Raw genomic sequence first — 24,504 nt, 5'->3', positions numbered from 1 at the left:
GGTTGGACGGATGCGTGGTCGGGGTCTTCCCCCGAACAGGCTACTTGGTTCGACCGGAGGGCCGAATCAAGGTTGAACAAACATGGGATGTTAGGTTGTTTGCCGTGTCCGATGTCATCCCGCCACCGCCCCGAACCAGCGAACTCGTGGTGGTCCGGATGCAGGAGCTGATCCGGAGTGGGCAGTGGCCGGTCGGGGAGCGGATCCCGGCCGAGCCGGAACTCGTGGAGCAATTCGCGGTGGGCCGGAACTCGATCCGCGAGGCCGTGCGGGCGCTCGAGCATTCCGGGATGTTGGTGCCCCGACGGGGTGACGGCACCTATGTGCGCAGTGCCAACATGCTCACCGCGGCCATCGCGCGGTGCGTGCCCGAGCGGGCACAGCTGGAGTTGTTGGGCGCGCGGCAGGCGATCGAGGCGGAAGCGGCCGCCGAGGCGGCTGTTGTCGCGGATGCAGGATGTGTTGCCGATCTGTATGCCTGTCTGGCGCGTGCGGAACGCACCCTCGCCAGTGGCGACATGGCGGCATATACCCAGGCTGACATAGCCTTTCACGTCGCAGTCGTGAACGCGTCGGGCAATGGTCTGCTCATCGAACTCTACGGCGGCATCATCGAGGTGATGGCGCACATGCACCAGCAGGTCGTCGACGCGACGATCGCCGACGGGGTGCATCCTCCCGGGCATCGGGCGCTGGTGGATGCGGTTGCGGCCGGGGACGCCGCCGCGGCGCGTGCCGCCGTGCATTCCTACCTCGACCACGCGCGTCGCGGGCTGTCGGCATGATCGACCCCGCGCGGCCACCGCCCCGAGAAGTAGTTCTTCTGCAACCGCGCAGCCACCCCACAACCGCGCAAGTCGCGGCGGACGCAGGGCCGAAGCGAGTATGCGGTTGCCGCGGATGAAACCTGCGGTCCGCCCATCGGTGAACGGACGGTCGCTGAGTGCGGTGGTCGCCGCGATCGGCATCATGCTCGTCGCGGCGAATCTTCGTCCGCCGGTGGTCTCGGTGGCCCCGCTGATCGACGACATCATGCGTGATCTCGGTTTCAGCAGCGCCACCGCGGGTCTGCTGACCACGCTGCCGGTGCTGTTCTTCGGCCTCAGCGCGCCGTTTGCCCCACGGGTGGCCGCCCGGTTCGGCATCGAACGGACGGTGTTCGGCGCCCTGGTGCTGTTGATCGGCGGAATGGGGCTGCGGTTCGTTTCGAACGTGATGTGTCTGCTCGCGGGTTCGGCGGTGATCGGCGCGGCGATCGGCGTCTGCAACGTCGTCTTGCCGGCCTTGATCAAACGGGATTTCGCGCACCGATCGGGTCTGATGACCGGGCTGTACTCGATGACACTGTCCGGTGGTGCTGCGGTCGCCGCCGGCCTGACCGTGCCCATCGACACCCGTTTGGATGGCAATTGGCAACTGACACTGACGTGTTGGACGTTGCTGGTACTCCTGGCGCTGATCGTCTGGTTGCCTCAGCTGGGGCAGGTACATCGTGTCGTGGTCGCCGGCACATCGCGACAGCTGCTGCGCAACCGGATCGCCTGGGCGATCACGGTGTTCATGGGCGCCCAATCGTTGGTCTTCTACACGTTCACCGCGTGGCTGCCGCAGTTCCTTATCGACCAGGGACGCAGCACCGCCGAGGCAGGCACGATTCTCGCGCTGGGGCAGGTCGTGGCATTACTGGCGTCGCTGCTGGTCCCGATCGTCGCCGGTCGCCGCGCCGATCAACGACTGGTGACGTTACTCGTGGTGGCGGTGTGCGCGATCGGTTTCGTGGGCCTGTTGTGCACCGATCACCTCACCACTGTGTGGGTCATGCTCGTCATGTCCGGTCCGGGTGCGTCGATCAGCCTGGCATTGCTGTTCATGGTGGTGCGTAGTCCATCGACCGCGGTCACCGGCCAGGTGTCTGGGATGGCCCAGTCGATCGGGTATGTCGTGGCCGCCGCGGGGCCGTTCCTGATCGGTGCGCTGCACGATGTCACCGGCTCGTGGACCATCGCGATGGCGGTGTTGGCGATGGCTTTGGTGCCACAGGCGTTGTCGGCACTCACCGCGGCTCGCGACGTCACGATGCGGGTGTGAGTGCTCAATTGGCTCAGCTGATCTCGAAGTCTTGCAAAGCGCCCGAGTAGCGTTTGCGCGGCGGTGCCCGGAACTCGCCCGAAGCCGTTCCGGTACGTCCGCCCATCGCGGCCAGCGCGGCGAGCATCCCCACGCCGGCGGCGACGCCGTCGATGACGGGCGCATCGATGGCGGCGCCGATCCGCTGGGCGAGGTCGGCCATCCCGGCGCAGCCGAGGACGATGGCGTCCGACCCGTCGGTGCGCAGCGCCTCGCTGCAGGCCTTCTCCAGGATGTCCGCGGTGGCCGGGTTGGTCTCCAGTTCCAGGACCGGGATGTCACAGGCGTGTACACCGCCGCACTGGCCGGCGAATCCGTAATGCGCCACCAGGTCGACGGCCCGGCCGATGGTGCGGTCGAGAGTGGTGACGATAGAGAATGTCCGTCCCAGCGGGGCGGCGAGATGCATTGCTGCCTCTGCGATCCCGAGAACCGGGGCGTCGGCCACTTCCCGGGCGGCGTCGAGGCCGGGATCGCCGAAGCAGGCGACGAGGTAGCCGTCGGCGCCGGGGTTGTCGGCGATGGCCCGCAGCAGGCCGGGCACCGCAAGCGCTTCGTCGTAGTGACTTTCGATCGACTCCGGCCCCATGGTGGAGGTGACGGCGACGATCTCGCAGTCGGGTCGCGCGACCGACCGCGCCGCGGCGGCGATGACCTCGGTCATCGCCGCCGCGGTGTTGGGATTGATGACGCAGATGCGCATCGTGTGTCGTACTCCTAGAGGGCCGACGGCTCGAGCTTGCCGTCTTTCGCGGTGGAGAGCACCGGCGGCTCTTCGCCGGTGTCGTAGATGAAGCTCTTGGGCGCGAAGGTCATGCCCAGCCAGTAGACGACCGCCCCGGCCGCGGCGCCCATGAACCAGGTGAAGCTGGCCTGATACGCGGTGCCCCAGATGACGAAGCTGATCGGCAGGATGGACGCGACGACGACCGAGATGATCGCCACCGGGTTCCATCCGTTGCGGTAGGAGTAGGACTTGCCGGGGTCCATGCTGAAGAGGTCGTCGACTTCGATCTTCTGTTTCTTGATGAGATAGAAGTCGACGATCAGGATGCCGAACAGCGGGCCGATCACCGCTCCCAGGGTGTCCATCGTGTAATGAATTGCCGTCGGGTTGTTGAACAGGTTCCAGGGGGTGATCAGGACCGACCCGACTGCGGCGATCATGCCGCCGGTGCGCCAGGAGATCTTGGTGGGGGCCACATTCGAGAAGTCGAAGGCGGGCGAGACGAAGTTGGCCACGATGTTGATTCCGATCGTGGCGATGGCGAAGGTCAGCACACCCAGGACCGCGGCGGTGGTGTTGTCGATCCGGTCGACGATGTGCACGGGATCGGTGATGATGTTGCCGTCGTCGTCACGGCCGATCACGGTGGCGCCCGCCGAGACGGTGCACACAACCAGGATCGAGAAGAACAGGAAGTTGACCGGCAGACCCCAGAAGTTGCCCTTCTTGACCTCGCTGAACGTCTTGCCGTAGCGAGAGAAGTCACCGAAGTTCAGCATGGGCCCGGAGAAGTAGGAGACCACCAGTGCGATGGCGCTGATCATCTGGGTGACCGACGACCAGCCGGACAGACCGGGGCCGGTCGACAGATCGAAACTCACATTGTCCCAACCCGCCTCGACGATCAGGTAAGCCGCGAGCGCGATCATCACCACATAGACGGCCGGACCGCAGAAGTCGATGAATTTGCGGATGGTGTCCATTCCGTTCCAGAACACGAACGCCTGCAGAATCCACATCAAGATGAAGCCGGCCCAGCCGAGAATGCTCAGACCCAGGAAGCCATGCTGATCGACATCACCCCAGGGTTCCAGGCCCGGCCAGAACTTGAGCGCGAGCAGACCGAATGCGACCGATGCCAGATATGTCTGAATTCCGTACCAGACCACCGCGATACATCCGCGGATGATGGCCGGTATGTTGGCGCCCTTGACCCCGAACGAGACGCGTGTGGTGACCGGGTAGGGGACCCCGGCGAGTTGCGACGGTTTCGCGACGAGGTTGCACAGGACATTGACGATGACGATGCCGACCACCAGGGCGACGAGCACCTGCCAGGCAGCGATTCCCAACGCGAACAGACTGCCGGCGAAGACATATCCACCGACACTGTGCACATCCGACATCCAGAAGGCAAAGATGTTGTACCAGGTCCACTTCTGTGCTTTCAGTGGCGCGAGGTCGGAATTGGTGAGGTTCTGGTGATACCCGAGTTTGATGACGCTCTCACCGGCCGCGCTTTCATGCGCGGTCACGGTGTCGGCAGATGGTGCTGACATGTGCAATCTCCCTGATGGTGACCGTCAGCGCGGGTCGGGGATGCGCTGATGAGTAAGAAGTTAGGAACGCATTGTTACCCGGCAATTAACGAAGGGATATATTTTCTCCGGTTGGTCCGGCTCTGCCGGAGTGAGGTTCCATGGAGCCTTCCGCTACCGTCCGTAGTCGCGATCTGTGCCGCTCAAAGCGAAATTGTGTGCCACAACGGCGCCGTCCCAACTGGTGGCGACCGTCGTCGATGAGCAAGTCCGTGCCATGCCGACGGCCAATTTGTTCCGACGGTGCCGTAGTTGTGGAGTCGGCATCGGGCTGCTGGTGGGATTGAAAGTTTGAGCGCTGTCGGCATTGCGCTCGTGGCACGTTGTCGAAGCAACCGATCAACCCTCCCACCTGCAGTTTTGTCTCAATATGTGGCCTCTGGGTCGCCGCGCTACTCCGGCGTCGAGATCTGCTGCGAGAGCGCGACTGTCGAGTTTGTACCGCACCCGGTGGCGTCCTAGCCTTCAGCGCATGCCGACAGCTTCAGCAAACTCACGGTTGGTGATCCGTAATGTGAGGGTCTTCGACGGCCTCTCCGACGCAGCCGTCGACTCCTGCGACGTCCTCGTCGAAGGCGACCAGGTCAGCGCTGTGTCCACATCTCCGATCGGCGATGCGCCAGGTCACGAGACCGTCGAGATCGACGGTGGCGGCCGCTTTGTGATGCCGGGAATGAGCGATGCTCATGTGCATCTGATGGGAAACGCCAACTCGTACCTCGACTTCGTGATGGGTGCGACCGGGCTGCTCGTGGCCAACACCCTTGCCGAGGCCAAGCGGATGCTGCACCGCGGCTTCACCTCGGTGCGCGACATGGGGGGGCGACACCGCGCCCCTCAAGACCGTGATCGATCGTGGCGACTTCGAGGGCCCGCGCATCTTCCCCAGTCAGGCGATGATCTCGCAGACTTCCGGCCATGGGGACTTCGCCTTCGTCTATGAGACGCCGTATGCGTTCGGGGGCGGCCCGAGCCGGACGGATTCGATCGGGTTCACGCGCACGGTCGACGGCGTCGAACGGGTATTGACAGCGGTGCGCGAACAGCTACGCAAAGGTGCGTCGCAGATCAAACTCACCATCGGGGGTGGGGCCGCGTCCATGTACGACCCGCTCTACACCCTGCAGTTCACGGCAGAGGAGATGCGGGCGGCCGTCAATGCCGCCGAGGACTACGGAACCTACGTCGCCACCCACGTGTACACGGTGCCCGGCATCACCCGCGCCATCGAAGCCGGTGTGCGGTCGATCGAGCACGGTCACCTCGCCGACGAATCGGCCGTCGCGCTGATCGGGGAGAAGGGGGTCTGGCTGTCGATGCAGCCGTTCGCCGAGGACGATCATCACTACCCGGATCCCGATCGCGCAGAGAAGAACCGGCAGATCTGCAATGGCACCGAGGATGTGTACAGCTGGGCGAAGAAGTACGGCGTGAAGGTGGCGTTCGGCACGGACCTGTTGCTCGAGCCGCAGTCGGCAGCCCGGCAGAGTGTCATGGCCGCACGCATGGGCGAGTTCTACTCCAACGCGGAATCGCTGCGGATGCTCACCTCGGGCAACGCCGAGCTGTTCGAGATGGCCGGCGAGCGCAATCCGTACGGGGCCGCACGTCTGGGTGTGCTGACGCCCGGCGCCTGGGCCGATCTGATCGTGGTGGACGGGGATCCCCTCGCCGATCTGTCGGTGCTGTCAGACCCGGATACCAACCTGAAGCTGATCATCAAGGGCGGCAGGGTTTTCAAGAACACCCTCTGAGGAACGGCCAGCGACCGGACCGTGTGGCCAATGCCCGAACAGCCTGCGCCGCCGGGATGTGCCCTGCCGGCCGCGCGCCGGCGATATCGAGGAGTAACAAATGAGTACGAACGACGGCTGGTCGGACACCAGTCAACCGAGCGGTTCGCGTGATGCCGGGGTGGCCACCACGTACCCCGCGACGGCACTGCTCGTCGCCGAGGACATCTCGGTCGAGGCGACCTGGGGTCACATCTTCGGCCCCACCAGCCTCCGGGTGGCCGAAGGCGGGGTGACAGTGCTCGTGGGCTCCGGTGGGCGTGGGCGCACGGCGCTGCTGTTGACCCTGGCCGGGCGCATGAAACCGTCCTCGGGAGACCTGACCGCATTCGGTCGGCGTAACGACGCCCACCATTTGTTCGACCAGGCCGCGATCGCCGACATCGACGAGGTCGACGGCATCGAACAGGCCATCCGAGTCCACGACGTGGTCACCGAGCAGATCCGCTGGCGCGCACCGTGGTACAAGTGGGTCACGCAGTCGGCCCAGGCCGACCTCGAACGGATCTGCCGTCCGGTGTTCGGTGACCTCGCGCTGCCGTCAATGGATGCCTTCGTCGAAAAACTGCCCGAGCTGACCGCCAGTCTGTTCCGAATCGCGGTCGCCAACGTGCACCGGCCGCCACTGCTGGTGGTCGGCGGCGTCGATCGGCTCACCCGCATCGACAGCAGCCGAATCCTCACCGAGCGGCTCGTCGCCTTGGGGCGCACGCAGACCGTCATCACCGCTGATGTCAACGGTGTGCATCCGGGCGTCGGTGTCCGCGAGTCGATACGCGTGGAGAACCTCACCGACAACGAGTTCACGATGCTTGAACAACAAGAACGGATGCCCTGACATGCTTGCTGCCTTCTCCCCGGGTAGCGATTTCAAGCGCTACTACCGCGGCCGCATGCCGCGCCTGGCCCTGATCGTCATCGTGCTGATGCCGCTCATGTACGGTGCGCTCTACCTATGGGCCTTCTGGAATCCCTTCGACGCGGTCAACAAGATCCCGGTGGCGCTGGTGAACTCCGATCGCGGCGCGACCGTGCAGGGGGAACCGCTCGACGCCGGCAAACAAGTGGCCGACGGGCTCATCGCCTCCGATCAACTCGACCTCCACGTGGTCTCCGCGCAGGAGGCCGCCGACGGGCTCTAACACGGCAAGTACTACTTCTCGATCACCCTGCCCGAGGACTTCAGCGCCGACATAGCCTCTCCGGCAAGCGGAGACGCACACTCGGCTCAGCTGATCTTCACCTACAACGACGCCAACAACTATCTGTCGACGGTGATGGGACAGGACGCCGCAGAGCAGGTGGTGAACCAGGTGGGCGCGCAGGTGGGCGCCACCACCTTCGACATCGTCATCAACGATCTCAGCGGACTCATGCCGAAGCTCGCTGCGGCCCAAGCGGGCGTGGACGAACTGAATACCGGTATGCAGCAGGCCAACACAGGCGCTGATGAGCTCGCCACCAACCTGGTCACGGCCCGCGACGGCGCGGCCGAACTCGCCGGGGGCCTGTCCACACTGGACGACGCCGTCATCCGCGCCACCGACCCGGTCCTGACCGCGCTGAACAATTCCGGCAACGGTGCGATGAGCCCGGCGGAGATGTCGGCATTGGCCACGCGTCTTGGTGCCACCACGTCGGCCGTGGCCGACGGGCTCGGTAGCGCCGAGAACACGCAGACGCAGGCGTCACGGGCGGTCTCGAGTGTGCTGACCGAGCTGCGTGCCAATCCGGATCCGAATGTCCGCCGACTCGCCGAAGTTCTTGCTCCAGCTCAGGGATTCCTGACCACCCAGGGACTCGGACCCGAGGCGAACAATCAACTCACTGCGATCCAGGCGGACTCGGCTGCCCTGGCCCAACAACTCGGTAATCCGCAGAGTCCGGTACGGATTGCGATGGGGTTGCTGCAGAACGGCGGACTGGAATCCGACATCGTCGCGGCACGGGGAGCGGCCGACGAGCTCAGCTCCGGCGCAAACCAATTGAGTTCGGGCTTGGTCGAGCTGAGCAACGGTGCCGATCAACTCGCTGCGGGTACACAACAACTGGCGGCCGGTACCAGTGAACTGGCCGGTCAGGTCGACGAAGGGGTGAAGGCGGTTCCGCAATGGTCTCAGGAACAGAAGACGGCGCTGGCCGACACCCTGTCGCAGCCGGTGAAGCTCACCGAACACACGCTCAACGAGGCAGATACCTTCGGCACCGGCTTCGCGCCCTTCTTCCTGGGCTTGGCGCTGTTCGTGGGCAGCATCATCGCGTGGATGCTGTTCACTCCGTTGCAGTCCCGGCCCATCGCGCAAGGATTGGGCTCGCTGCGTGCGGTCCTCGCTTCCTTCGCCCCGACCTTCTTCGTCGGGTTTCTCCAGGCGGCGATCCTGTATCTGGTTGTCGTGTTCGCGGTAGGGCTGCGTCCGGCCTACCCCATCGCCACATTCGGCTTCATGCTGCTGATGGTCGCGGTGTTCCTGGCGATGATCCAGATGCTCAACGCCGTGTTCGGGCCGGCCGTCGGCCGTGTGGTCACCCTCGCCTTCCTGATGGTGATGCTGACCTCGGCCGGTGGCATCTATCCGGTACCCACCACCACCAAGCCGTTCCAGTACATCCACTGGGTGGACCCGATGACATACACGGTCAACGGCTTACGACAACTGACTGTTGGTGGCGTCGACCATCGGTTGTGGATCGCCGTCGCGGTGCTGTCGGTGCTGACGGTGGTGTTCCTGGCCATCTCGACCTGGGCGGCACGGCGAAACCGGCAGTACACCATGGATCGCCTGTATCCGCCGGTCGAAGTGTAGGTGGCGCCGCCATGTAGCACGGTCATCGCGACGCCCAGATCCCCGTCCTGCCGAGACGTCCCGCGGCGTGATCCGCGGCACCCGACCCATCCGTCCCCACTGCTCGAGGAGAACATCCATGACCGACCGCACGCACACCAACGCGCGCTCCACCACCAACATCGGTGACACCCTCACCCTCAACCCGGTTTTCGTCCGGCCGGGGGAAGCCACCGAACTGCCCAAGTTCACCATCCCCGAGGACATGAGTCTGCCGGAGACGGCCTATCAGATCGTGCATGACGAGGCGATGCTCGACGGGAATGCTCGCCTGAACCTCGCCACCTTCGTGTCCACGTGGATGGACGACGAGGCGAACAAGCTGTACGCCGAGACCTACGACAAGAACATGATCGACAAGGATGAGTATCCGCAGACCGCGGCCATCGAGGACCGCTGCTGGAAGATCATCGCCGACCTCTGGCACGTCCCGGACGTCGACAACTCCATCGGGACCTCGACCATCGGCTCGTCGGAGGCCGCGATGCTGGGTGGACTCGCCTTGAAGCGTCACTGGCAGGCTCGTCGCAAGGCAGAGGGTAAGTCGATCGAGAAGCCCAACTTGGTGCTGTCCACCGCCGTCCAGGTGTGCTGGGAGAAGTTCCTCAACTACTTCGAGGTGGAACCGCGCTGGGTCCCGGTGAGTGAGGAGCACATTCTGCTCGACGGACACGACCTGGAGAACTACGTCGACGAGAACACCATCGGTGTCGTGGCGATCATGGGTGTCACCTATAACGGTCTCTACGAACCGGTCAAGGAGATCTCGGCCAAGCTCGACGAGATCGAGGAGCAAACCGGACTCGACATCAAGATCCACGTCGACGGTGCCTCGGGCGCCATGATCGCACCGTTCTGCCAGCCCGAACTCGAGTGGGACTTCCGTGTGCCACGGGTGGTGTCGATCAACACCTCCGGCCACAAGTACGGGCTGGTCTATCCCGGCCTGGGGTGGATCATCTGGCGCGACAAGGCCGCGCTGCCGGAGAGCATGATCTTCCACTGCAGCTACCTGGGTGGCGACATGCCCACCCTGGCGTTGAACTTCTCCCGCCCCGGTGCGCAGGCGCTGCTGCAGTACTACCAGTTCCTGCGGCTGGGCCGGGAAGGATATCGCCAGGTGCAGCAAGGCTCCCTCGACGTCGCGCAGTACCTGTCGTCCGCGATCGCCGAGATCGGCCCCTTCGAACTGGTCAGCAAAGGCGACACCATCCCGGTCTTCGCGTGGAAGTTGAAGGCCGACCACACCGACAAGTGGACGCTGTATGACCTCTCGGATCGGCTGCGGATGAAGGGGTGGCTGGTGCCGGCCTATCCGATGGCCGACGATCTCGCGGACCTGACCCTGCAGCGCATCGTCGTTCGGGCCGGCCTGAGCCGCGACCTGGCCGATGCACTGTTGCGCGATCTCGAAAGTGAGGTCGCGTTCCTGGACAATCTCTCGGCGCCGATGCCGAGCGAGGGGACCGGGTCACACTTTCATCACTGAGCTGGACGTCGGCGCGACCCGGAGCCTGTCCCGGTCGCGCCGACGACTCTTCGACGGAGGAGACCGCCGATGCATCCTCGACACCGCTGCCGACCCCGGGCGACGCGGTTCTTCACCGGTGCCGCGTTCATCCAACTCGTCACCAGCGGGCCGGTCACCGTGGCGGTCGGATATGCGCCGGGAACGATGGTCCGGGCCCAGTGGCTGGCGGCAGCGACCCAGTTTGTCGGGACCTTGCTGTTCAACGTCAGTACCGGCGCGGCGCTCGCGGCACACTCGATCGCCGAACAGAAACATCTGGTGTGGACCCCGAACGCGGAGGGTTCGGTTGCGTTCCTCATCAGCGGGTTCTTCGTGCTGATCGCCTACTCGCACACCGACCGGGCGTGGGCACCGCGCAAGCGCGACTGGTGGTCGGGTCAGATCAACATGTTGGGTTGCATCGCTTTCGGGGTGTCGGCGGTCGGCGCCTACATAACCACGAACGGCGTCACCGTGGACGCAGTGCTGGCGAACCTCGGTACGTTCATCGGCGCGATCTGCTTCTTTGTCGCCTCCGCGATCGTGCTGCCGGAGGCGGACGACACATGACCGATGACGCCGTAGAACAGGGCCAAAGTCCATGTCTGTGTCCACGTCGCGATGGGAGGATGAGACGCCGGTCGGGGACCCGTGAGAAAGGCCGCATGTGACGTGACGGGCTCTGGACTCGACCCAGCGGTCGTCGATCATTGGCGCCGACTGAACGGACCAGCACACGAATTGGGGAGTCTGCGTTCCCGCCAGGTTCGTACTCGCGGTCGGCACGGTATCGACACCTATGCCGATCTCGTCGAACTCGAAGCCGACGATCCCGACGAGTTCGAGCAGTTGGCCCTGTGGCGCCCGTTCTCGAAGATCATCGCCTTCAGTATTCTGCAGACGGCCGTGCGGACACGACGTACCAGCGCACGGATTCGTGAGTATCCATCGAATTTTCTGATCGTGGCGTGTCAGACGATCGGACGCACCACCGGGGACGCCAACGGCCACCGGGTGTCGCTCGAACCCGGTCAGATGTCGATCACCGATAGCCGACGGCCGTATGACCTACGCACCCACGGAGTGACCGACGCCACCGGGATCTGGGTGCCCACGGAGCTGATGGGCACCCAGATTGCTGGTGGCGCAACAGTATCGCCGATCGCACCCGACACGGTGCTGAGCCGGTCGTGTGCATCGCTGGTGGTCCGGTTGGCCCGCGATGCCGCGTTCGGCGGCGCCGACATCGACCTCGACACCGAACTCGCGGCCATCGAAGTGGTGCGCGCGACGCTCGAACAGGAGTACGCCGGTGACGAACTGCGCGGCAATCCGCTGTTCTTGCGGGAGGCGGTCATCGACCTGATCGAGCGCAACTTCCGCGACCCGGATTTCGGGGTGGACGCCATCGCCCGCCACCTTCACATCAGCAAACGACACCTCTACCGCGGGCTCGAGGGACAGGGACTCTCGCTGCCGGAGATGATCGCCGATCGTCGGTTGGACTGGGCGTGTACGTTGCTTGCGCAACCCGCACGGGTCCGACTCGACGGGGTCGCGCAGGCGGCGGGGTTCACCTCCGCGGCCACCCTGCGCAACAGATTCCGGGCGAAGTTCGGCGTCGGTCCCGCGACATATCGGCGACAGCTGCAGTCAGGTGCACTCGACGGTGGCGAGGTGGATCGATGACCCAGGGGTGTACCGATGACCGGGGCGTGCCGATGACCGAGGTGTGCGCGGGACCGCGTGGCCACATCGTGCCCGTCGGCTCGCTTCCGCCGTACTTCGCGGATTCGGGCGCCCTCGGGGTGGCACAGCCATCGGGAATTGACCGCGATCGGGTGGATCGCTGGCGATCGGCAGCAGGAGCCGACGATCCCGGTGTGACGATTCGCCGTTTCCGGGGCCGCCGCGGTCTGGCTGAGTTCCTGGGTCCGCTGCGGGTCGTATCGAGGAGTGCCGACAGCTTCGAGGCACTGGTCAGAGTCCATCAGGTGGGTGCGATCACCATTGTCGACGCGCTCGCGATGCCGTGTTCGGTGATTCGCTCGCGGCGTGAGGTCGATCCGGCCGTGGATGCCGAACTCGTCTTGCTGATCACCTCCGCCCCGGGCCGGTTGTCGCTGGCCGGGCGACCCGAGGAAGACTTTCGGGCCGGGCAGCTCATCGTCCTCAGCACCGCGGAGCCGGCGACGATGACGGTGGACGACATCTGCGAGACTGTCCAGCTCACGGTGAAGGCCTCCGTGCTCGGTCGGGATGTCGTGCAGGCGTTGCACCGGTCGCGCCCGGTCTCGCCGGACACGGCACTGGTTCGGGCCGCGACCACTTTTCTCCGACGGTTCGGACAGACCGCAGCAGCAGGGACATCGACCGAGGTCACCAATGTCCTCGCCCAACGCGCAGCCGTCGGGCTACTGAGATCGGTTCTGGCGCAGCAGGCCTACCGCACGCACAGCGTAGACGACACGAGCCGAGCGGTTCGTGAACGCACCCTGCAACTGGTGGAACGACGCTTCGCCGACCCGGACTTCGCGGTGGCGGATGTGGCCCGCGAGCTGCACGTGAGCCGGCGTCAGCTGTATCGCCACTTCGCCGATTCCGGCGAATCGTTGGCGGCGGTTATCGCCGAGCGACGACTCGAGGAGGTGCGGATCCTGCTTGACGCACGGCCGGAGTTGCGCCTCACCGACGTCGCGGCCCGGTCGGGCTTCTCGTGTCGGCGACGATGCGCAACCGTTTTCGCGCAGCGTTCGGCGTGACGCCGACCGAATACCGGGCCGGGCACACCATCGCAGGTGCCCCGGCCGGCCGTTTCGGTCCCGGCGAGGTGGCCGACCTCTGAGGCTCTCGCCCACCAGCGTCCCGGAGTGATTCAGTCGCCGCCCTGACGGTCACCCGTCGTGGCGGACGTCGAGCGACGCGGCGGTCTCGATGACCGCACTCTCCAGACGCCGATGATGTGTTTGCGCCACCTCCAGCACTGCTTCGGTGTCGCCGGCGACGAACCCCTCGAGCATGTTCGCGTGATCGGTGTTGAGTGCTTCCTGGACGGTGGTGCCCACCGAGCGCATCACCTGGAAGGGCTCGGTGAGATTCCAGGTCGCCTCGAACATGTTGAGCAGACGCGGCATCGCGCACGGTGCGGTCAACTCGCGATGGAACTCGCGCGAGATGTCGTGGAAAGCCTTGCGATCGCTGTATTTGACCGCGGTGACCAGTTCGTCGTGATGGCGTCGGGCACGCTCGATGCCGGCGGCGTCGATACGCGACACGGCTTGTGCCAGTGCAGCCTGCTCGAGAGTGCCCCGCACGAAGTAGATCTCGCGCAGCTCGTCGATGGACAGCTGGCTCACGCGATATCCGGCGTTGCGCTGATGTACCACGAGGCCCTCACCCACCAAGGTCTTGAGGGCCTCGCGCACCGGGATCGGACTCACCTGGAAGGCGTCGGCGAGCTCGCCGGGCGGGAGTTGGATGCCCGGTGGCGCGCCGCCGGACAGGATCAGCCGACGCAGCTCTTCGAGGACGTTCGCACGCGCACTGTCCGAACGGGTTTCGACGAGTTGTGCGATCAGCCGTTCGGTCATCCGGGAGGTCATCGGCGGGCTCCGGTGGCGCGCGAGGGATGTGCGTGAATCCATCCGGCCACGGCTTCGGTGAGGATCTGTTGGTTGTGCCGTTTGACGATCTCGTGCCCTTCGTCGTTGAACAGCAACAGCTCGGCGACCGCGCCGCGCGCACGCAGCTCGTCGACCATCTGTTGGGATTCACTGACCGGGACGTTGGTGTCGTGCGCCCCGTGGATGACCAGCAGGGGTGCGCGGACGTCGTCGATCCGGTGGATCGGGGAGAGGTCGGCGAGCAGTTCGCGGTCGGACTCGGGGTGCCCGTACTTGGTGTAGGCGGCCACCGCGATCCACGGTTCGGTGTTGCGGAAGAACGACTCCAGATCACTCATGCCGCAAATCGCGATCCCGGCGGCGAACATGTCGGGATGAAAGGTCAGACACGCCAGGGTGAGATAGCCACCGTAACTGCGTCCCGCGCAGTACACCGCGTCGGGATCGGCGATGCCGTGGTCGATCAGATATTCGGCACAGTCTGCCGCGTCGTCGATGCCGGCGTAGCGCCCGTAACGGTCGTCGGCGTGAGAGAACAGTCGGCCGTAGCCCGACGATCCGCGCACGTTGGGGGCAAACACGGTGATGCCGGCGTCGACGAGCGGTCCGAACAGGAAGTTGTACTCGGGCCGGGTCTGGCCCTCGGGACCGCCGTGGAAGTACACCAGCGTCGGACCGGGGCCCGATCCGTCGTTCGGTGTTGCCCGAAACAGCCATCCGGACAGAGGCATACCGTCCCGTGCGGAGAACTGCACGAGTTCGGGCCGCAACGCGGCCGACGGTCCGTCGCCGGCGACCACGTCGTCGCGGACCGCAACCACATCGCGGCTGATCGTGTTGATCAGGTGGACGAGTGGAGAGCGCTGCGGGCTGGAGACGGTGACCGCGACGAGTTTGCCGGCGGCGCTGATGGACAGCTCGTGCGCCACCTCGCCGGGCAATCGGATCGGTTCGTGCAGCGTCTGATCGGGCAGGGTGAGGATCTGAAGTTCACTGCGGCCGGCATGATTCCACAGGAGCACGACGGTGGACTGGTCATGCGACACGGCGAACTCGTCGACGCCGACGTCCGGCCGTTGGGCCAACACCCGGAACCGCACCCCGCGATCGGCCACTTCCACGCCGAGCAGACGCGGGAATTTGGCGTCGAAGTCGCTGACTACCAACGCCTGCACACTGTCGAGATCGCGTTGTTCGTCCTGCGGCGGACCCACGAACACCAGGGACGGATGGTCGAAACCCTGATCGAGGATGTAGCCCTGATCGGTGACCGAGCCGGGATCGTTCGGCAGCAGCGGCGTCATGGCGATGGCGTCCTCGACGGTGTCGATCCGGCGACGGATGAGGACGATGTCGCGATACCCCCGGGGGCCGACCCGCACGAGTGTTGCGCCCTTCCACGAGTCGATGAGGGCCCCGCCGACGCGGACGTCGAGGGTCATCGTCGTGCCCGTACCGGGGTGCACCCGCAGACTGTGGGCGGTGCCATCGGGTTCGGTGGCGGTGATCAGCACCCAATCGGTGTCCCAGCCGACCAGCGACACAGTTCCGAACGAGCGTCCGTCAGGCCTGGTGGCGCCGACCCGATAGGCGGTGTCGTCCTCGGCGTCGGTGGTGACCACCCACACCTGGTGATGCTCGCCGCCGCTGGGGGCGATCTCCACGGCCAGCCAGCGGCTGTCGGTGGAGTGGATCACCCGGCGCACCGGGCCGTTGGCACGAAGTCGCACCCAGCGGAGTTCGCCGACGCCGTCGGTGGACAACGACCGCTGGGCCGCGCGTGGATAGCCGTCGCCGTCGTCGACGATGTAGGCGAAAGCCGACCCGTCCGGAGAGACCGATGCGCCATAGGTGTGCCAGCCCCGGTCGTCGAACCGGACCCGACTGGTCGGTGCGGTGGCCCGCGGGTCGATGGTGGGGCCTGACGCGAACGGCTCGCGAGCGGTCATCGAGCGGTGATCGCTTCCATACTCTGCAACCACATCTCCAGCAGCGCGACCTGCCAGAGTTCGTTGCCGTCGAGGGTGGTACGGATTCCGTTGGGGTCGGCGAAGAGTCGGTCGAGGGCCGCCGGCCGGTACAGACCGCGGTCCACTGCCGAGCTCGACCGCAGCGTGTCGGTGACCAGGTCGAGCAGTCCGCCGTCGAGATGGCGGATTCCCGGTACCGGGAAATAGCCCTTGGTGCGGTCGATCACCGCAGCGGGCAGCAGGGATCGGCTGGCCTGCTTCAGAACTCCCTTTCCGCCGTGGGCCAGCTTGAGGTCGGGCGGACAGGTCGCGGCCAGTTCCACGAACTCGTGATCGAGGAATGGCACCCGGGCCTCCAGACCCCACGCCATCGTCATCGTGTCGACGCGCTTGACCGGGTCGTCGACCAGCATCACGGTGGTGTCGAGCCGCAGTGCGGCGTCGACGGCCGTACGCGCGCCCGGCGCGGACTGGTGGGCCAGCGCGAACTCCCAACTCGGGTCGTAGTCGGCGTCAACGTGATAGCGCTCGTCGAGGATGTCCAGGACAGCGCGATGGCCGCGGTCGAAGAATGCGTTGGCGTAGGCCTTGGTGGTGTCGGAGCGTGGGGTGTCACGCAAAGGTGGATACCAGGAGTATCCGCCCAGGATCTCGTCGGCGCCCTGCCCGGATTGCACCACCTTGATCGACTTGCTGACCTCCTCGGAGAGCAGGTAGAAGGCAACACAATCGTGGCTGACCATCGGCTCGCCCATCGCGGCGACGGTGTCGGGGACCGCCGGCAGCAGGCGGTCGGTGCCGATGTGGATCTTGTGGTGATCGGTGGCGAAGGTGTCGGCGATCAGATCGGAGTAGGCGTACTCGTCGCCGGATTCTCCTCCGGCCGAATCGAACCCGATGCTGAAGGTGGCCAGATCGTGCTGCCCCTGCTCGGCCAGCAGCGCCACCACCAGCGAGGAGTCGACCCCTCCGGACAGCAGGACGCCCACCGGGACGTCGGCGACCATGCGGCGCCGGACCGACGTGCGCAGCGACTCCAGGATCTCGTGCTGCCAGCGCCGTTCGTCCCAGTCGGCTCGATCCGGATGCGGTTCGAAACTCGGTTCCCAGTAGCGTCGTTCGGTGCTGCGCCCGTCCGGTGTGATGGTGCGCACCGTGGCCGGAGGCAGTTTCCGGATGCCGTTGTAGATGGTGTGCGGTGCGGGCACCACCGCGTGGAAGCTGAAGTAGTGATGGAGTGCGAATCGGTCGATCGAGGTATCGACATCACCGGCACGTAACAGCGCTTGCACCGACGAGGCGAACCGGAGCCGTCCGGGGGTCTCGGCGATGTAGAGCGGCTTGATGCCGAGGCGGTCGCGCGCCAGGGTCACCGTGCCGCTGTCGGTGTCGACGACGGCGAAGGCGAACATTCCGATGAGATGGTCGACGCAGTCGGGGCCCCACGCATGGAAGGCCTTGAGGATCACCTCGCTGTCGGCATGGGAGAAGAAGCGGTAGCCCTTGGCCTCGAGTTCGCCGCGTAGTTCGCGATGGTTGTAGATGCAGCCGTTGAACACCAGTGCCAGGGCCAGTTCCGGGTCGACCATCGGCTGGCCGCCGCGTTCGGTGAGGTCGATGATCTTCAACCGCCGATGGCCCAGTGCAACCGAGCCCTTGGCGAACACGCCGGAGCCGTCGGGGCCGCGTCGGGTCATCTCGCAGGTCATCGCGTCAACCGCCGAGATGTCCGGAGAAGTTGCGTCGAACCGGATCTCACCACATACGCCGCACATTTCTGAGTCCTCTCCCGTTGCCCCGTCGCCAGGCGCCCTCGCCTGCACAGCCGCCGGTGCGACGTGTCCACTGCGCATCCCCGCCGTCTCAGCCTAGAAGTATGTGGCGGGGGTGGCAGAGTGAACGATCAGTTGTGCGGCGTGACCCATGTGGTGATGTCGCAATGCACCGCCTCGGTGCCGTGCTTGTCGAGCACTCGGACATCGATCACCACATCGGTCCCCTCGACGATGCTCGCGAAGTCAACGTCGGCGGGCAGGGTTGCCTCAGCGGTCAGCCGCGTGGTGGCCTTGGCGAGGTAGCGGGTGGACATCGCCTTGGGTATCCACCGATGGGTGGTCGGGGTGCTGGCCTCCATGAGCATTCCCATCGCCGCCTCGGCGAGGTTGCAGGCGGCGATCGCGTGGAACGTGCCGAGATGGTTGTGCACGCCGAACCAGTTCGGGCCGGTGACCCGGCAGTAGCCGGGTCGCATGTCGGTGACGTAGGGCAGCACCGTGCCGAAGTAGGGCACCCGGGCGACCATGCCCAGCGAGAACAGGGTGTGGCCGACGACGTTGTCGGGCAGCCGGCGACGGAGGCTGTAGGTCGGGGAGTGGGTCATGGAGCTACCTTACCCGTGGGTAAGGTGCAGTTCTGTTCGCCGACAGAACCCTGTTTCGCGTCGACAGAACCCTTTTTCGCGTCGACAGAACCCGGAATCTCGCCGAGCGAACCTTCAGGGGGGCCGGGTCTGGTGGTGGTTGGGGCGGTTCTCTCGGCGAGATTCCGGGTTCTGTCGACCGCCGTGCCAAGGCCTGGTGAGTCGGGTTCCGGAGTGGATTTGAATCTGCGCCCCGGGGTGGTGCATACTGTTCGGGTTGCCTTGACCGGCGGACGCAGGATCACTGCGGCCTCGATCAGGTGAATGACTCCCAGGCCCCGGATTCCGGGCCAGGGCGTGTAACGCGTGCGCTGAATCAGGCGTACGGACACGACACGCCCGACCGCGGGTGCCGGAGCACAGCCGGTTCGCTCAAGTGGCGAGCCAACGTACAACGATAGATGAACAGCGTCGATCCCCGAATCTCACGCGGGTGGTCATGTGTCCAGCGGCGAATTGCGCCGGCTTGTCCTTCGGGGCGGCATCAGGTCACGCGGTGTTTGTCTGTCGAGAACAACTGACGGAAGAGGACACAGCGTGGCGGGACAGAAGATCCGCATCAGGCTCAAGGCCTACGACCACGAGGCGATCGACGCTTCGGCGCGCAAGATCGTGGAAACCGTGACCCGCACCGGGGCACGGGTGGTCGGCCCGGTGCCGTTGCCCACCGAGAAGAACGTCTACTGCGTCATCCGTTCGCCGCACAAGTACAAGGACAGCCGCGAACACTTCGAGATGCGCACCCACAAACGACTCATCGACATCCTCGACCCGACGCCGAAGACGGTCGACGCGCTGATGCGCATCGACCTGCCGGCCAGCGTCGACGTCAACATCCAGTAGGCGGGGGGCGAGAAGAAATCATGAGCAATCAGAGCGCGACCAACCATCAAAGTGCCACACGGGGAATTCTGGGCACCAAGCTCGGGATGACCCAGGTCTTCGACGAGAACAACCGTGTCGTCCCGGTGACGGTCATCCAGGCCGGACCGAACGTCATCACCCAGCTCCGGACCGCCGACCGCGACGGCTACACCGCCGTGCAGCTGGCCTACGGCGCCATCGACCCGCGCAAGGTCAACAAGCCCGTCGCCGGCCAGTACGCCAAGGCCGGTGTCACCCCGCGCCGTCATCTCGCCGAGATCCGCATCGCGGACGTCTCGGAACTCGAGATCGGCCAGGAGCTGACCGCCGAGATCTTCGAGAACGGCACCAAGGTCGACGTCACCGGCACCTCCAAGGGCAAGGGATTCGCCGGCGCGATGAAGCGCCACGGCTTCTCCGGTCTCGGTGCCAGCCACGGCGCGCACCGCGTGCACCGTGCACCCGGCTCGATCGGTGGCTGTGCCACCCCGGGTCGCGTGTTCAAGGGCATGCGGATGGCCGGCCGGATGGGTAACGACACCGTGACCACACAGAACCTGACCGTGCATGCGGTGGACGCCGAAGCCGGTCTGCTGTTGATCAAGGGCGCGATCCCCGGCCGCAAGGGCGGCATCGTGGTGATCCGCGACGCAGTGAAGGGTGGTGCGACCAAGTGAGCACCGAGACAACGACAAAGCTGACGCTGGACGTGAAGACGGCCGACGGCACGACCAACGGCACCGTTGATCTGCCCGCCGAGCTGTTCGACGCACCGGCCAACATCTCGCTGATGCACCAGGTGGTCGTGGCCCAGCAGGCCGCAGGCCGTCAGGGCACCCATGCGACCAAGACCCGTGGCGCGGTCTCCGGCGGCGGCGCCAAGCCGTACCGCCAAAAGGGCACCGGTCGCGCCCGACAGGGTTCGACCCGCGCACCGCAGTTCGCCGGCGGTGGCACCGTGCACGGTCCGCAGCCGCGTGACTACAGCCAGCGCACGCCCAAGAAGATGAAGGCCGCCGCCCTGCGTGGCGCCCTCTCGGACCGGGCCCGCAACGAGCGTATCCACGTGATCACCGAACTGGTGGCCGGGCAGACCCCGTCGACCAAGTCGGCACGTCTGTTCCTCGAGGCACTCAGCGACCGTCGCAAGTTCCTGGTGGTCCTCGGCCGTGAGGACGTGACCGCCTGGAAGAGCGTCGCGAACCTGCAGAACGTTCTGCCGATCGCACCGGATCAGCTCAACACCTACGACGTCCTGGACTCGGACGAGGTGGTGTTCAGCGTCGAGACGCTCAACGCGTTCATCGAGCAGAACACCCAGAAGAAGGAGGCCTGAGATGGCTACGCAGGCAGACCCGCGTGACATCATCCTGGGGCCGGTGATCTCCGAGAAGTCCTACGGGCTCATGGAGGACAACGTGTACACCTTCCTGGTGCACCCGGAGTCGAACAAGACCGAGATCAAGATCGCGGTCGAGAAGATCTTCGACGTCACGGTCACCAGCGTGAACACCGCCAACCGGCAGGGCAAGCGCAAGCGCACCCGCTTCGGCTACGGCAAGCGCAAGGACACCAAGCGCGCGATCGTGACCCTGGCCGCCGACAGCAAGCCCATCGAGATCTTCGGAGGACCGGTCGGCTGACCGGGACTCGCAGAACTGAGGGACTAGAACATGGCTATTCGTAGATACAAGCCGACGACCCCGGGTCGTCGTGGTGCCAGTGGCGCCGACTTCGCCGAGGTCACCCGTGACCATCCGGAGAAGTCGCTGGTTCGCCCGTTGCACGGCCACGGTGGACGTAACGCCCACGGCCGCATCACCACCCGGCACAAGGGTGGCGGTCACAAGCGCGCCTACCGCGTCATCGACTTCCGTCGCAACGACAAAGACGGCATCGACGCCAAGGTCGCACACATCGAGTACGACCCGAACCGCACCGCGCGGATCGCGTTGCTGCACTACGTGGACGGCGAGAAGCGCTACATCATCGCCCCGCGCGGCCTGAACCAGGGCGACGTGGTGGAAAGCGGTGCCGGCGCAGACATCAAGCCCGGCAACAACCTGCCGCTGCGCAACATCCCGACCGGTACCCAGATCCACGCCGTGGAGCTGCGTCCGGGTGGTGGCGCGAAGATGGCCCGTAGCGCCGGTGCCGCCATCCAGCTGCTCGGTAAGGAGGGCACCTACGCGACCCTGCGTATGCCGTCCGGCGAGATCCGTCGTGTCGACGTGCGCTGCCGCGCCACCGTCGGTGAGGTCGGCAACGCCGAGCAGAGCAACATCAACTGGGGCAAGGCCGGCCGTATGCGTTGGAAGGGCAAGCGCCCGACCGTGCGTGGCGTCGTGATGAACCCGGTCGACCACCCGCATGGTGGCGGCGAGGGCAAGACCTCGGGTGGTCGTCACCCGGTGAGCCCGTGGGGCCAGCCTGAGGGCCGGACCCGTAAGAACAAGGCCAGCGACCAGCTGATCGTTCGGCGTCGTCGCACCGGCAAGAACAAGCGATAAGCACAGGAGGGAGTTAGAGAATGCCACGCAGCCTCAAGAAGGGCCCGTTCGTCGACGACCACCTGCTTGCCAAGGTGGACACGCAGAACGAGAAGGGCACCAAGCAGGTCATCAAGACCTGGTCGCGCCGTTCGACCATCATCCCCGACTTCATCGGTCACACCTTCGCCGTCCACGACGGACGCAAGCATGTGCCGGTGTTCGTCTCGGAGTCCATGGTCGGGCACAAGCTGGGCGAGTTCGCCCCCACCCGTACCTTCAAGGGTCACATCAAGGATGACCGGAAAGCGAAGCGCCGGTAATGACTACGCAGACCGATAATCCCACGGCCAAGGCCACCGCACGGTTCGTGCGCGTCACCCCGATGAAGGCACGCCGGGTGCTGGACCTGATCCGCGGCAAGAACGTGGACGAGGCCCTCGACATCCTGCGGTTCGCTCCGCAGTCGGCCTCCGAGCCGGTGTACAAGGTGCTCGCCAGCGCCGTCGCCAACGCGGAGAACAACCTGGACCTCGATCGCCGGAGTCTCGTGGTTGCGACCGCGTTCGCCGACGAGGGCCCCACGCTCAAGCGGTTCCAGCCGCGTGCGCAGGGCCGTGCGTTCCGCATCCGCAAGCGCACCAGCCACATCACCGTCGTCGTCGAGAGCCTTCCCGAGAAGGCCCCCGCCGGCCGCGGACGCTCACGTCAGCCGAAGAAGGGAGCTCAGTAGTGGGCCAGAAAATCAACCCGCACGGCTTCCGTCTGGGCATCACCACCGACTGGAGTTCGCGGTGGTACGCCGACAAGCAGTACGCGGACTACGTGAAAGAGGATGTCGCCATCCGCAAGCTCCTGTCCACGGGACTCGAGCGCGCCGGCATCGCCAAGGTGGAGATCGAGCGCACCCGTGACCGGGTCCGCGTCGACATCCACACCGCCCGTCCGGGCATCGTCATCGGTCGCCGCGGCGCCGAGGCCGACCGGATCCGTGGTGACCTGGAGAAGCTGACCGGCAAGCAGGTACAGCTGAACATCCTCGAGGTGAAGAACGCAGAGTCCGAGGCCCAGCTGGTGGCCCAGGGCGTCGCCGAGCAGCTGAGCAACCGTGTGGCCTTCCGCCGCGCGATGCGCAAGGCGATCCAGTCGGCGATGCGTCAGCCGAACGTGAAGGGCATCCGGGTCCAGTGCTCGGGTCGCCTGGGTGGCGCAGAGATGAGCCGCAGTGAGTTCTACCGCGAAGGTCGGGTGCCGCTGCACACGCTGCGCGCCGACATCGACTACGGACTCTATGAAGCCAAGACCACCTTCGGCCGCATCGGCGTGAAGGTGTGGATCTACAAGGGCGACATCGTCGGCGGCAAGCGCGAGCTCAGTGCAGCTGCGCCGGCCACCGAGGACCGTCGTCCCCGCCGGCCCAGCCGGCCCCGTCGCAGCGGTGCTTCGGGCACCACTGCCACGAGCACCGACGCGGGACGCGCGGCGGAGGCTCCGGCAGAGGCGACCGCGGGTGCTGGTGCGGCCACCGAGAAGCAGGAGGGCTGATCATGCTGATCCCCCGTCGGGTCAAGCACCGCAAGCAGCATCACCCCAGCCTGAAGGGCCAGGCCAAGGGCGGCACCAAGGTGACGTTCGGCGATTACGGCATCCAGGCTCTCGAGGGTGCGTACATCACCAACCGGCAGATCGAGTCCGCTCGTATCGCCATCAACCGGCACATCAAGCGTGGCGGCAAGGTGTGGATCAACATCTTCCCGGACCGTCCGCTGACCAAGAAGCCTGCCGAGACCCGTATGGGTTCGGGTAAGGGTTCGCCGGAATGGTGGGTGGCCCCGGTCAAGCCGGGCCGTGTGCTGTTCGAGATGACCTACCCCAACGAGGAGACCGCTCGCGAGGCTTTGCGTCGCGCGCAGCACAAGCTCCCGATCAAGACCCGCATCGTGACCAGAGAGGAGCAGTTCTGATGGCACTCGGAGTGGCTGCGTCTGAGCTGCGCGAGCTCAATGACACCGATCTGGTCGATCGTCTGCGTGAGTCGAAGGAAGAGCTGTTCAACCTTCGTTTCCAGATGGCCACCGGCCAGCTCGACAACAACCGTCGTCTGCGGACTGTGCGTCGCGAGATCGCGCGGATCTACACGGTGATGCGTGAGCGTGAGCTGGGTCTGGCGTCGGGACCGGATGGTGATGACGCATGAGTGAGGACCAGACAGTGAGCGCAAGCCAGAACGTCGCGAGCAACCCGCGTGCGAGCCGCAAGGAGCGGATCGGCTATGTGGTGAGCGACAAGATGCAGAAGACCATCGTGGTCGAGCTGGAAGATCGTACGCGGCATCCGCTGTACGGCAAGATCATCCGGACCACGAGCAAGGTCAAGGCACACGACGAGAACGAGATCGCCGGTATCGGCGACCGCGTGCGGATCATGGAGACCCGCCCGCTGTCGGCGACCAAGCACTGGCGCATCGTCGAGGTGCTGGAGAAGGCCAAGTAGGCCGTTCTCCGACGCGAGACGTACACGCGGCCCGTTCCCCGATGGGGG

General features: G+C 65.5%; 24 protein-coding genes and 2 pseudogenes. 20 read left to right on the top strand and 6 right to left on the bottom strand.

Features of this window, described 5'->3' with window-relative positions; translation table 11 throughout:
• Positions 1–104 precede the first annotated feature (104 nt).
• Together OSB52_RS10475 and OSB52_RS10470 are read left to right on the top strand one after the other, a co-directional pair.
• Positions 105–785 carry a FadR/GntR family transcriptional regulator gene (locus OSB52_RS10475; protein WP_266061591.1) on the top strand — a complete coding sequence of 227 codons (681 nt, stop codon included), beginning with the start codon at positions 105–107 and terminating at the stop codon, positions 783–785.
• Positions 786–900: 115 nt separating this feature from the next.
• On the top strand, positions 901–2,088 hold the full coding sequence (locus OSB52_RS10470; protein ID WP_235723586.1) for a CynX/NimT family MFS transporter: 1,188 nt from the start codon (positions 901–903) through the stop codon (positions 2,086–2,088).
• 13 nt (positions 2,089–2,101) lie between these two features.
• On the opposite strand, the gene OSB52_RS10465 is transcribed toward OSB52_RS10470, so the two are convergent.
• Both OSB52_RS10465 and OSB52_RS10460 read right to left on the bottom strand, forming a co-directional pair.
• The gene (locus OSB52_RS10465) at positions 2,102–2,830 is read right to left on the bottom strand and encodes an aspartate/glutamate racemase family protein (protein WP_266061590.1); all 729 of its coding nucleotides are present in this window, start codon (positions 2,828–2,830) and stop codon (positions 2,102–2,104) included.
• A 14-nt stretch (positions 2,831–2,844) separates the two neighbouring features.
• Positions 2,845–4,413, bottom strand: a complete 1,569-nt coding sequence (locus tag OSB52_RS10460) for an NCS1 family nucleobase:cation symporter-1 (protein ID WP_235725538.1) — start codon at positions 4,411–4,413, stop codon at positions 2,845–2,847.
• A gap of 511 nt (positions 4,414–4,924) precedes the next feature.
• Between OSB52_RS10460 and OSB52_RS10455 the strand changes: the two are divergent.
• The 7 genes and pseudogenes from OSB52_RS10455 to OSB52_RS10425 all read left to right on the top strand — a co-directional run bounded on the left by OSB52_RS10455 (position 4,925) and on the right by OSB52_RS10425 (position 13,360).
• Positions 4,925–6,206 (top strand): annotated as a pseudogene (locus OSB52_RS10455) (metal-dependent hydrolase family protein).
• 100 nt (positions 6,207–6,306) lie between these two features.
• Complete coding sequence (locus OSB52_RS10450; RefSeq protein ID WP_266061589.1) at positions 6,307–7,083, top strand: ATP-binding cassette domain-containing protein; 777 nt, start codon at positions 6,307–6,309, stop codon at positions 7,081–7,083.
• A 1-nt stretch (position 7,084) separates the two neighbouring features.
• A pseudogene (locus OSB52_RS10445) lies at positions 7,085–9,049 on the top strand (YhgE/Pip family protein).
• Between the two features lie 118 nt (positions 9,050–9,167).
• Positions 9,168–10,577 (top strand): glutamate decarboxylase, encoded by a 1,410-nt coding sequence (gene gad, locus OSB52_RS10440; RefSeq protein ID WP_266061588.1) that lies wholly within the window; start codon positions 9,168–9,170, stop codon positions 10,575–10,577.
• A 69-nt stretch (positions 10,578–10,646) separates the two neighbouring features.
• Entirely contained in the window at positions 10,647–11,168 is a 522-nt protein-coding gene (locus tag OSB52_RS10435) for a hypothetical protein (RefSeq protein WP_266061587.1), read from the top strand.
• Between the two features lie 102 nt (positions 11,169–11,270).
• Positions 11,271–12,287 carry a helix-turn-helix domain-containing protein gene (locus OSB52_RS10430; RefSeq protein ID WP_266061586.1) on the top strand — a complete coding sequence of 339 codons (1,017 nt, stop codon included), beginning with the start codon at positions 11,271–11,273 and terminating at the stop codon, positions 12,285–12,287.
• The gene (locus OSB52_RS10425) at positions 12,284–13,360 is read left to right on the top strand and encodes an AraC-like ligand-binding domain-containing protein (protein ID WP_266061585.1); all 1,077 of its coding nucleotides are present in this window, start codon (positions 12,284–12,286) and stop codon (positions 13,358–13,360) included. Before OSB52_RS10430 ends, OSB52_RS10425 begins: the two co-directional genes overlap by 4 nt.
• A 132-nt stretch (positions 13,361–13,492) precedes the next feature.
• Here OSB52_RS10425 and OSB52_RS10420 read toward each other — a convergent pair whose 3' ends face one another.
• The 4 genes from OSB52_RS10420 to OSB52_RS10405 all read right to left on the bottom strand — a co-directional run bounded on the left by OSB52_RS10420 (position 13,493) and on the right by OSB52_RS10405 (position 18,571).
• Positions 13,493–14,200, bottom strand: coding sequence for a GntR family transcriptional regulator (locus OSB52_RS10420; protein ID WP_372475343.1), 708 nt, complete (start codon positions 14,198–14,200; stop codon positions 13,493–13,495).
• On the bottom strand, positions 14,197–16,170 hold the full coding sequence (locus OSB52_RS10415) for a S9 family peptidase (protein ID WP_266061584.1): 1,974 nt from the start codon (positions 16,168–16,170) through the stop codon (positions 14,197–14,199). The genes OSB52_RS10420 and OSB52_RS10415 overlap by 4 nt, the downstream gene beginning before the upstream one ends.
• Positions 16,167–17,966, bottom strand: a complete 1,800-nt coding sequence (locus tag OSB52_RS10410; RefSeq protein WP_266061583.1) for an N-acetylglutaminylglutamine amidotransferase — start codon at positions 17,964–17,966, stop codon at positions 16,167–16,169. The genes OSB52_RS10415 and OSB52_RS10410 overlap by 4 nt, the downstream gene beginning before the upstream one ends.
• A gap of 128 nt (positions 17,967–18,094) precedes the next feature.
• Positions 18,095–18,571, bottom strand: coding sequence for a hotdog fold domain-containing protein (locus tag OSB52_RS10405; RefSeq protein WP_235725548.1), 477 nt, complete (start codon positions 18,569–18,571; stop codon positions 18,095–18,097).
• 576 nt (positions 18,572–19,147) lie between these two features.
• On the opposite strand from OSB52_RS10405, the gene rpsJ reads away from it, so the two are divergent.
• The 11 genes from rpsJ to rpsQ are packed head-to-tail and all read left to right on the top strand — an operon-like array spanning position 19,148 to position 24,456.
• Positions 19,148–19,453 (top strand): 30S ribosomal protein S10, encoded by a 306-nt coding sequence (gene rpsJ / locus OSB52_RS10400; protein WP_003938093.1) that lies wholly within the window; start codon positions 19,148–19,150, stop codon positions 19,451–19,453.
• Positions 19,454–19,473: 20 nt separating this feature from the next.
• Positions 19,474–20,151, top strand: coding sequence for a 50S ribosomal protein L3 (rplC, locus tag OSB52_RS10395; RefSeq protein WP_235725549.1), 678 nt, complete (start codon positions 19,474–19,476; stop codon positions 20,149–20,151).
• The gene (gene rplD / locus OSB52_RS10390) at positions 20,148–20,810 is read left to right on the top strand and encodes a 50S ribosomal protein L4 (RefSeq protein ID WP_235725550.1); all 663 of its coding nucleotides are present in this window, start codon (positions 20,148–20,150) and stop codon (positions 20,808–20,810) included. Before rplC ends, rplD begins: the two co-directional genes overlap by 4 nt.
• A 1-nt stretch (position 20,811) precedes the next feature.
• Entirely contained in the window at positions 20,812–21,117 is a 306-nt protein-coding gene (gene rplW, locus OSB52_RS10385) for a 50S ribosomal protein L23 (RefSeq protein ID WP_235725551.1), read from the top strand.
• 30 nt (positions 21,118–21,147) lie between these two features.
• On the top strand, positions 21,148–21,984 hold the full coding sequence (gene rplB, locus OSB52_RS10380) for a 50S ribosomal protein L2 (protein ID WP_235725553.1): 837 nt from the start codon (positions 21,148–21,150) through the stop codon (positions 21,982–21,984).
• Between the two features lie 20 nt (positions 21,985–22,004).
• Positions 22,005–22,286: a 30S ribosomal protein S19 gene (gene rpsS, locus OSB52_RS10375; protein WP_005170311.1), complete on the top strand. Its 282-nt coding sequence runs from the start codon at positions 22,005–22,007 to the stop codon at positions 22,284–22,286.
• Positions 22,286–22,696 carry a 50S ribosomal protein L22 gene (gene rplV / locus OSB52_RS10370; protein WP_235725554.1) on the top strand — a complete coding sequence of 137 codons (411 nt, stop codon included), beginning with the start codon at positions 22,286–22,288 and terminating at the stop codon, positions 22,694–22,696. The genes rpsS and rplV overlap by 1 nt, the downstream gene beginning before the upstream one ends.
• On the top strand, positions 22,696–23,508 hold the full coding sequence (rpsC, locus tag OSB52_RS10365) for a 30S ribosomal protein S3 (RefSeq protein WP_160900623.1): 813 nt from the start codon (positions 22,696–22,698) through the stop codon (positions 23,506–23,508). Before rplV ends, rpsC begins: the two co-directional genes overlap by 1 nt.
• 2 nt (positions 23,509–23,510) lie before the next feature.
• Positions 23,511–23,927 (top strand): 50S ribosomal protein L16, encoded by a 417-nt coding sequence (gene rplP, locus OSB52_RS10360; RefSeq protein WP_086534385.1) that lies wholly within the window; start codon positions 23,511–23,513, stop codon positions 23,925–23,927.
• Positions 23,927–24,160 (top strand): 50S ribosomal protein L29, encoded by a 234-nt coding sequence (gene rpmC / locus OSB52_RS10355; RefSeq protein ID WP_235725556.1) that lies wholly within the window; start codon positions 23,927–23,929, stop codon positions 24,158–24,160. The genes rplP and rpmC overlap by 1 nt, the downstream gene beginning before the upstream one ends.
• Entirely contained in the window at positions 24,157–24,456 is a 300-nt protein-coding gene (gene rpsQ, locus OSB52_RS10350) for a 30S ribosomal protein S17 (RefSeq protein WP_235725558.1), read from the top strand. The genes rpmC and rpsQ overlap by 4 nt, the downstream gene beginning before the upstream one ends.
• The last annotated feature ends 48 nt before the right edge of the window (positions 24,457–24,504 follow it).

The organism is Gordonia aquimaris (genome assembly GCF_026262595.1).
Classification (GTDB): Bacteria; Actinomycetota; Actinomycetes; order Mycobacteriales; family Mycobacteriaceae; genus Gordonia; species Gordonia tangerina.
Note: the sequence above shows the minus strand (reverse complement) of the source record. Positions and strands in the feature narration are given on the sequence as shown.

Bases quoted from the DNA above. Each gene is read 5' to 3' on its own strand.
- rplB (WP_235725553.1), top strand. From the start codon at position 21,148: ATGGCTATTCGTAGATACAAGCCGACGACCCCGGGTCGTCGTGGTGCC.
- rpsQ (WP_235725558.1), top strand. From the start codon at position 24,157: ATGAGTGAGGACCAGACAGTGAGCGCAAGCCAGAACGTCGCGAGCAAC.
- rplC (WP_235725549.1), top strand. From the start codon at position 19,474: ATGAGCAATCAGAGCGCGACCAACCATCAAAGTGCCACACGGGGAATT.
- OSB52_RS10450 (WP_266061589.1), top strand. From the start codon at position 6,307: ATGAGTACGAACGACGGCTGGTCGGACACCAGTCAACCGAGCGGTTCG.
- OSB52_RS10470 (WP_235723586.1), top strand. From the start codon at position 901: ATGAAACCTGCGGTCCGCCCATCGGTGAACGGACGGTCGCTGAGTGCG.
- OSB52_RS10415 (WP_266061584.1), bottom strand. From the start codon at position 16,170: ATGACCGCTCGCGAGCCGTTCGCGTCAGGCCCCACCATCGACCCGCGG.
- rplP (WP_086534385.1), top strand. From the start codon at position 23,511: ATGCTGATCCCCCGTCGGGTCAAGCACCGCAAGCAGCATCACCCCAGC.
- OSB52_RS10405 (WP_235725548.1), bottom strand. From the start codon at position 18,571: ATGACCCACTCCCCGACCTACAGCCTCCGTCGCCGGCTGCCCGACAAC.
- rplV (WP_235725554.1), top strand. From the start codon at position 22,286: ATGACTACGCAGACCGATAATCCCACGGCCAAGGCCACCGCACGGTTC.
- OSB52_RS10460 (WP_235725538.1), bottom strand. From the start codon at position 4,413: ATGTCAGCACCATCTGCCGACACCGTGACCGCGCATGAAAGCGCGGCC.
- rpsS (WP_005170311.1), top strand. From the start codon at position 22,005: ATGCCACGCAGCCTCAAGAAGGGCCCGTTCGTCGACGACCACCTGCTT.
- OSB52_RS10465 (WP_266061590.1), bottom strand. From the start codon at position 2,830: ATGCGCATCTGCGTCATCAATCCCAACACCGCGGCGGCGATGACCGAG.
- OSB52_RS10435 (WP_266061587.1), top strand. From the start codon at position 10,647: ATGCATCCTCGACACCGCTGCCGACCCCGGGCGACGCGGTTCTTCACC.
- rplW (WP_235725551.1), top strand. From the start codon at position 20,812: ATGGCTACGCAGGCAGACCCGCGTGACATCATCCTGGGGCCGGTGATC.
- gad (WP_266061588.1), top strand. From the start codon at position 9,168: ATGACCGACCGCACGCACACCAACGCGCGCTCCACCACCAACATCGGT.
- rpmC (WP_235725556.1), top strand. From the start codon at position 23,927: ATGGCACTCGGAGTGGCTGCGTCTGAGCTGCGCGAGCTCAATGACACC.
- OSB52_RS10425 (WP_266061585.1), top strand. From the start codon at position 12,284: ATGACCCAGGGGTGTACCGATGACCGGGGCGTGCCGATGACCGAGGTG.
- OSB52_RS10410 (WP_266061583.1), bottom strand. From the start codon at position 17,966: ATGTGCGGCGTATGTGGTGAGATCCGGTTCGACGCAACTTCTCCGGAC.
- OSB52_RS10420 (WP_372475343.1), bottom strand. From the start codon at position 14,200: ATGACCTCCCGGATGACCGAACGGCTGATCGCACAACTCGTCGAAACC.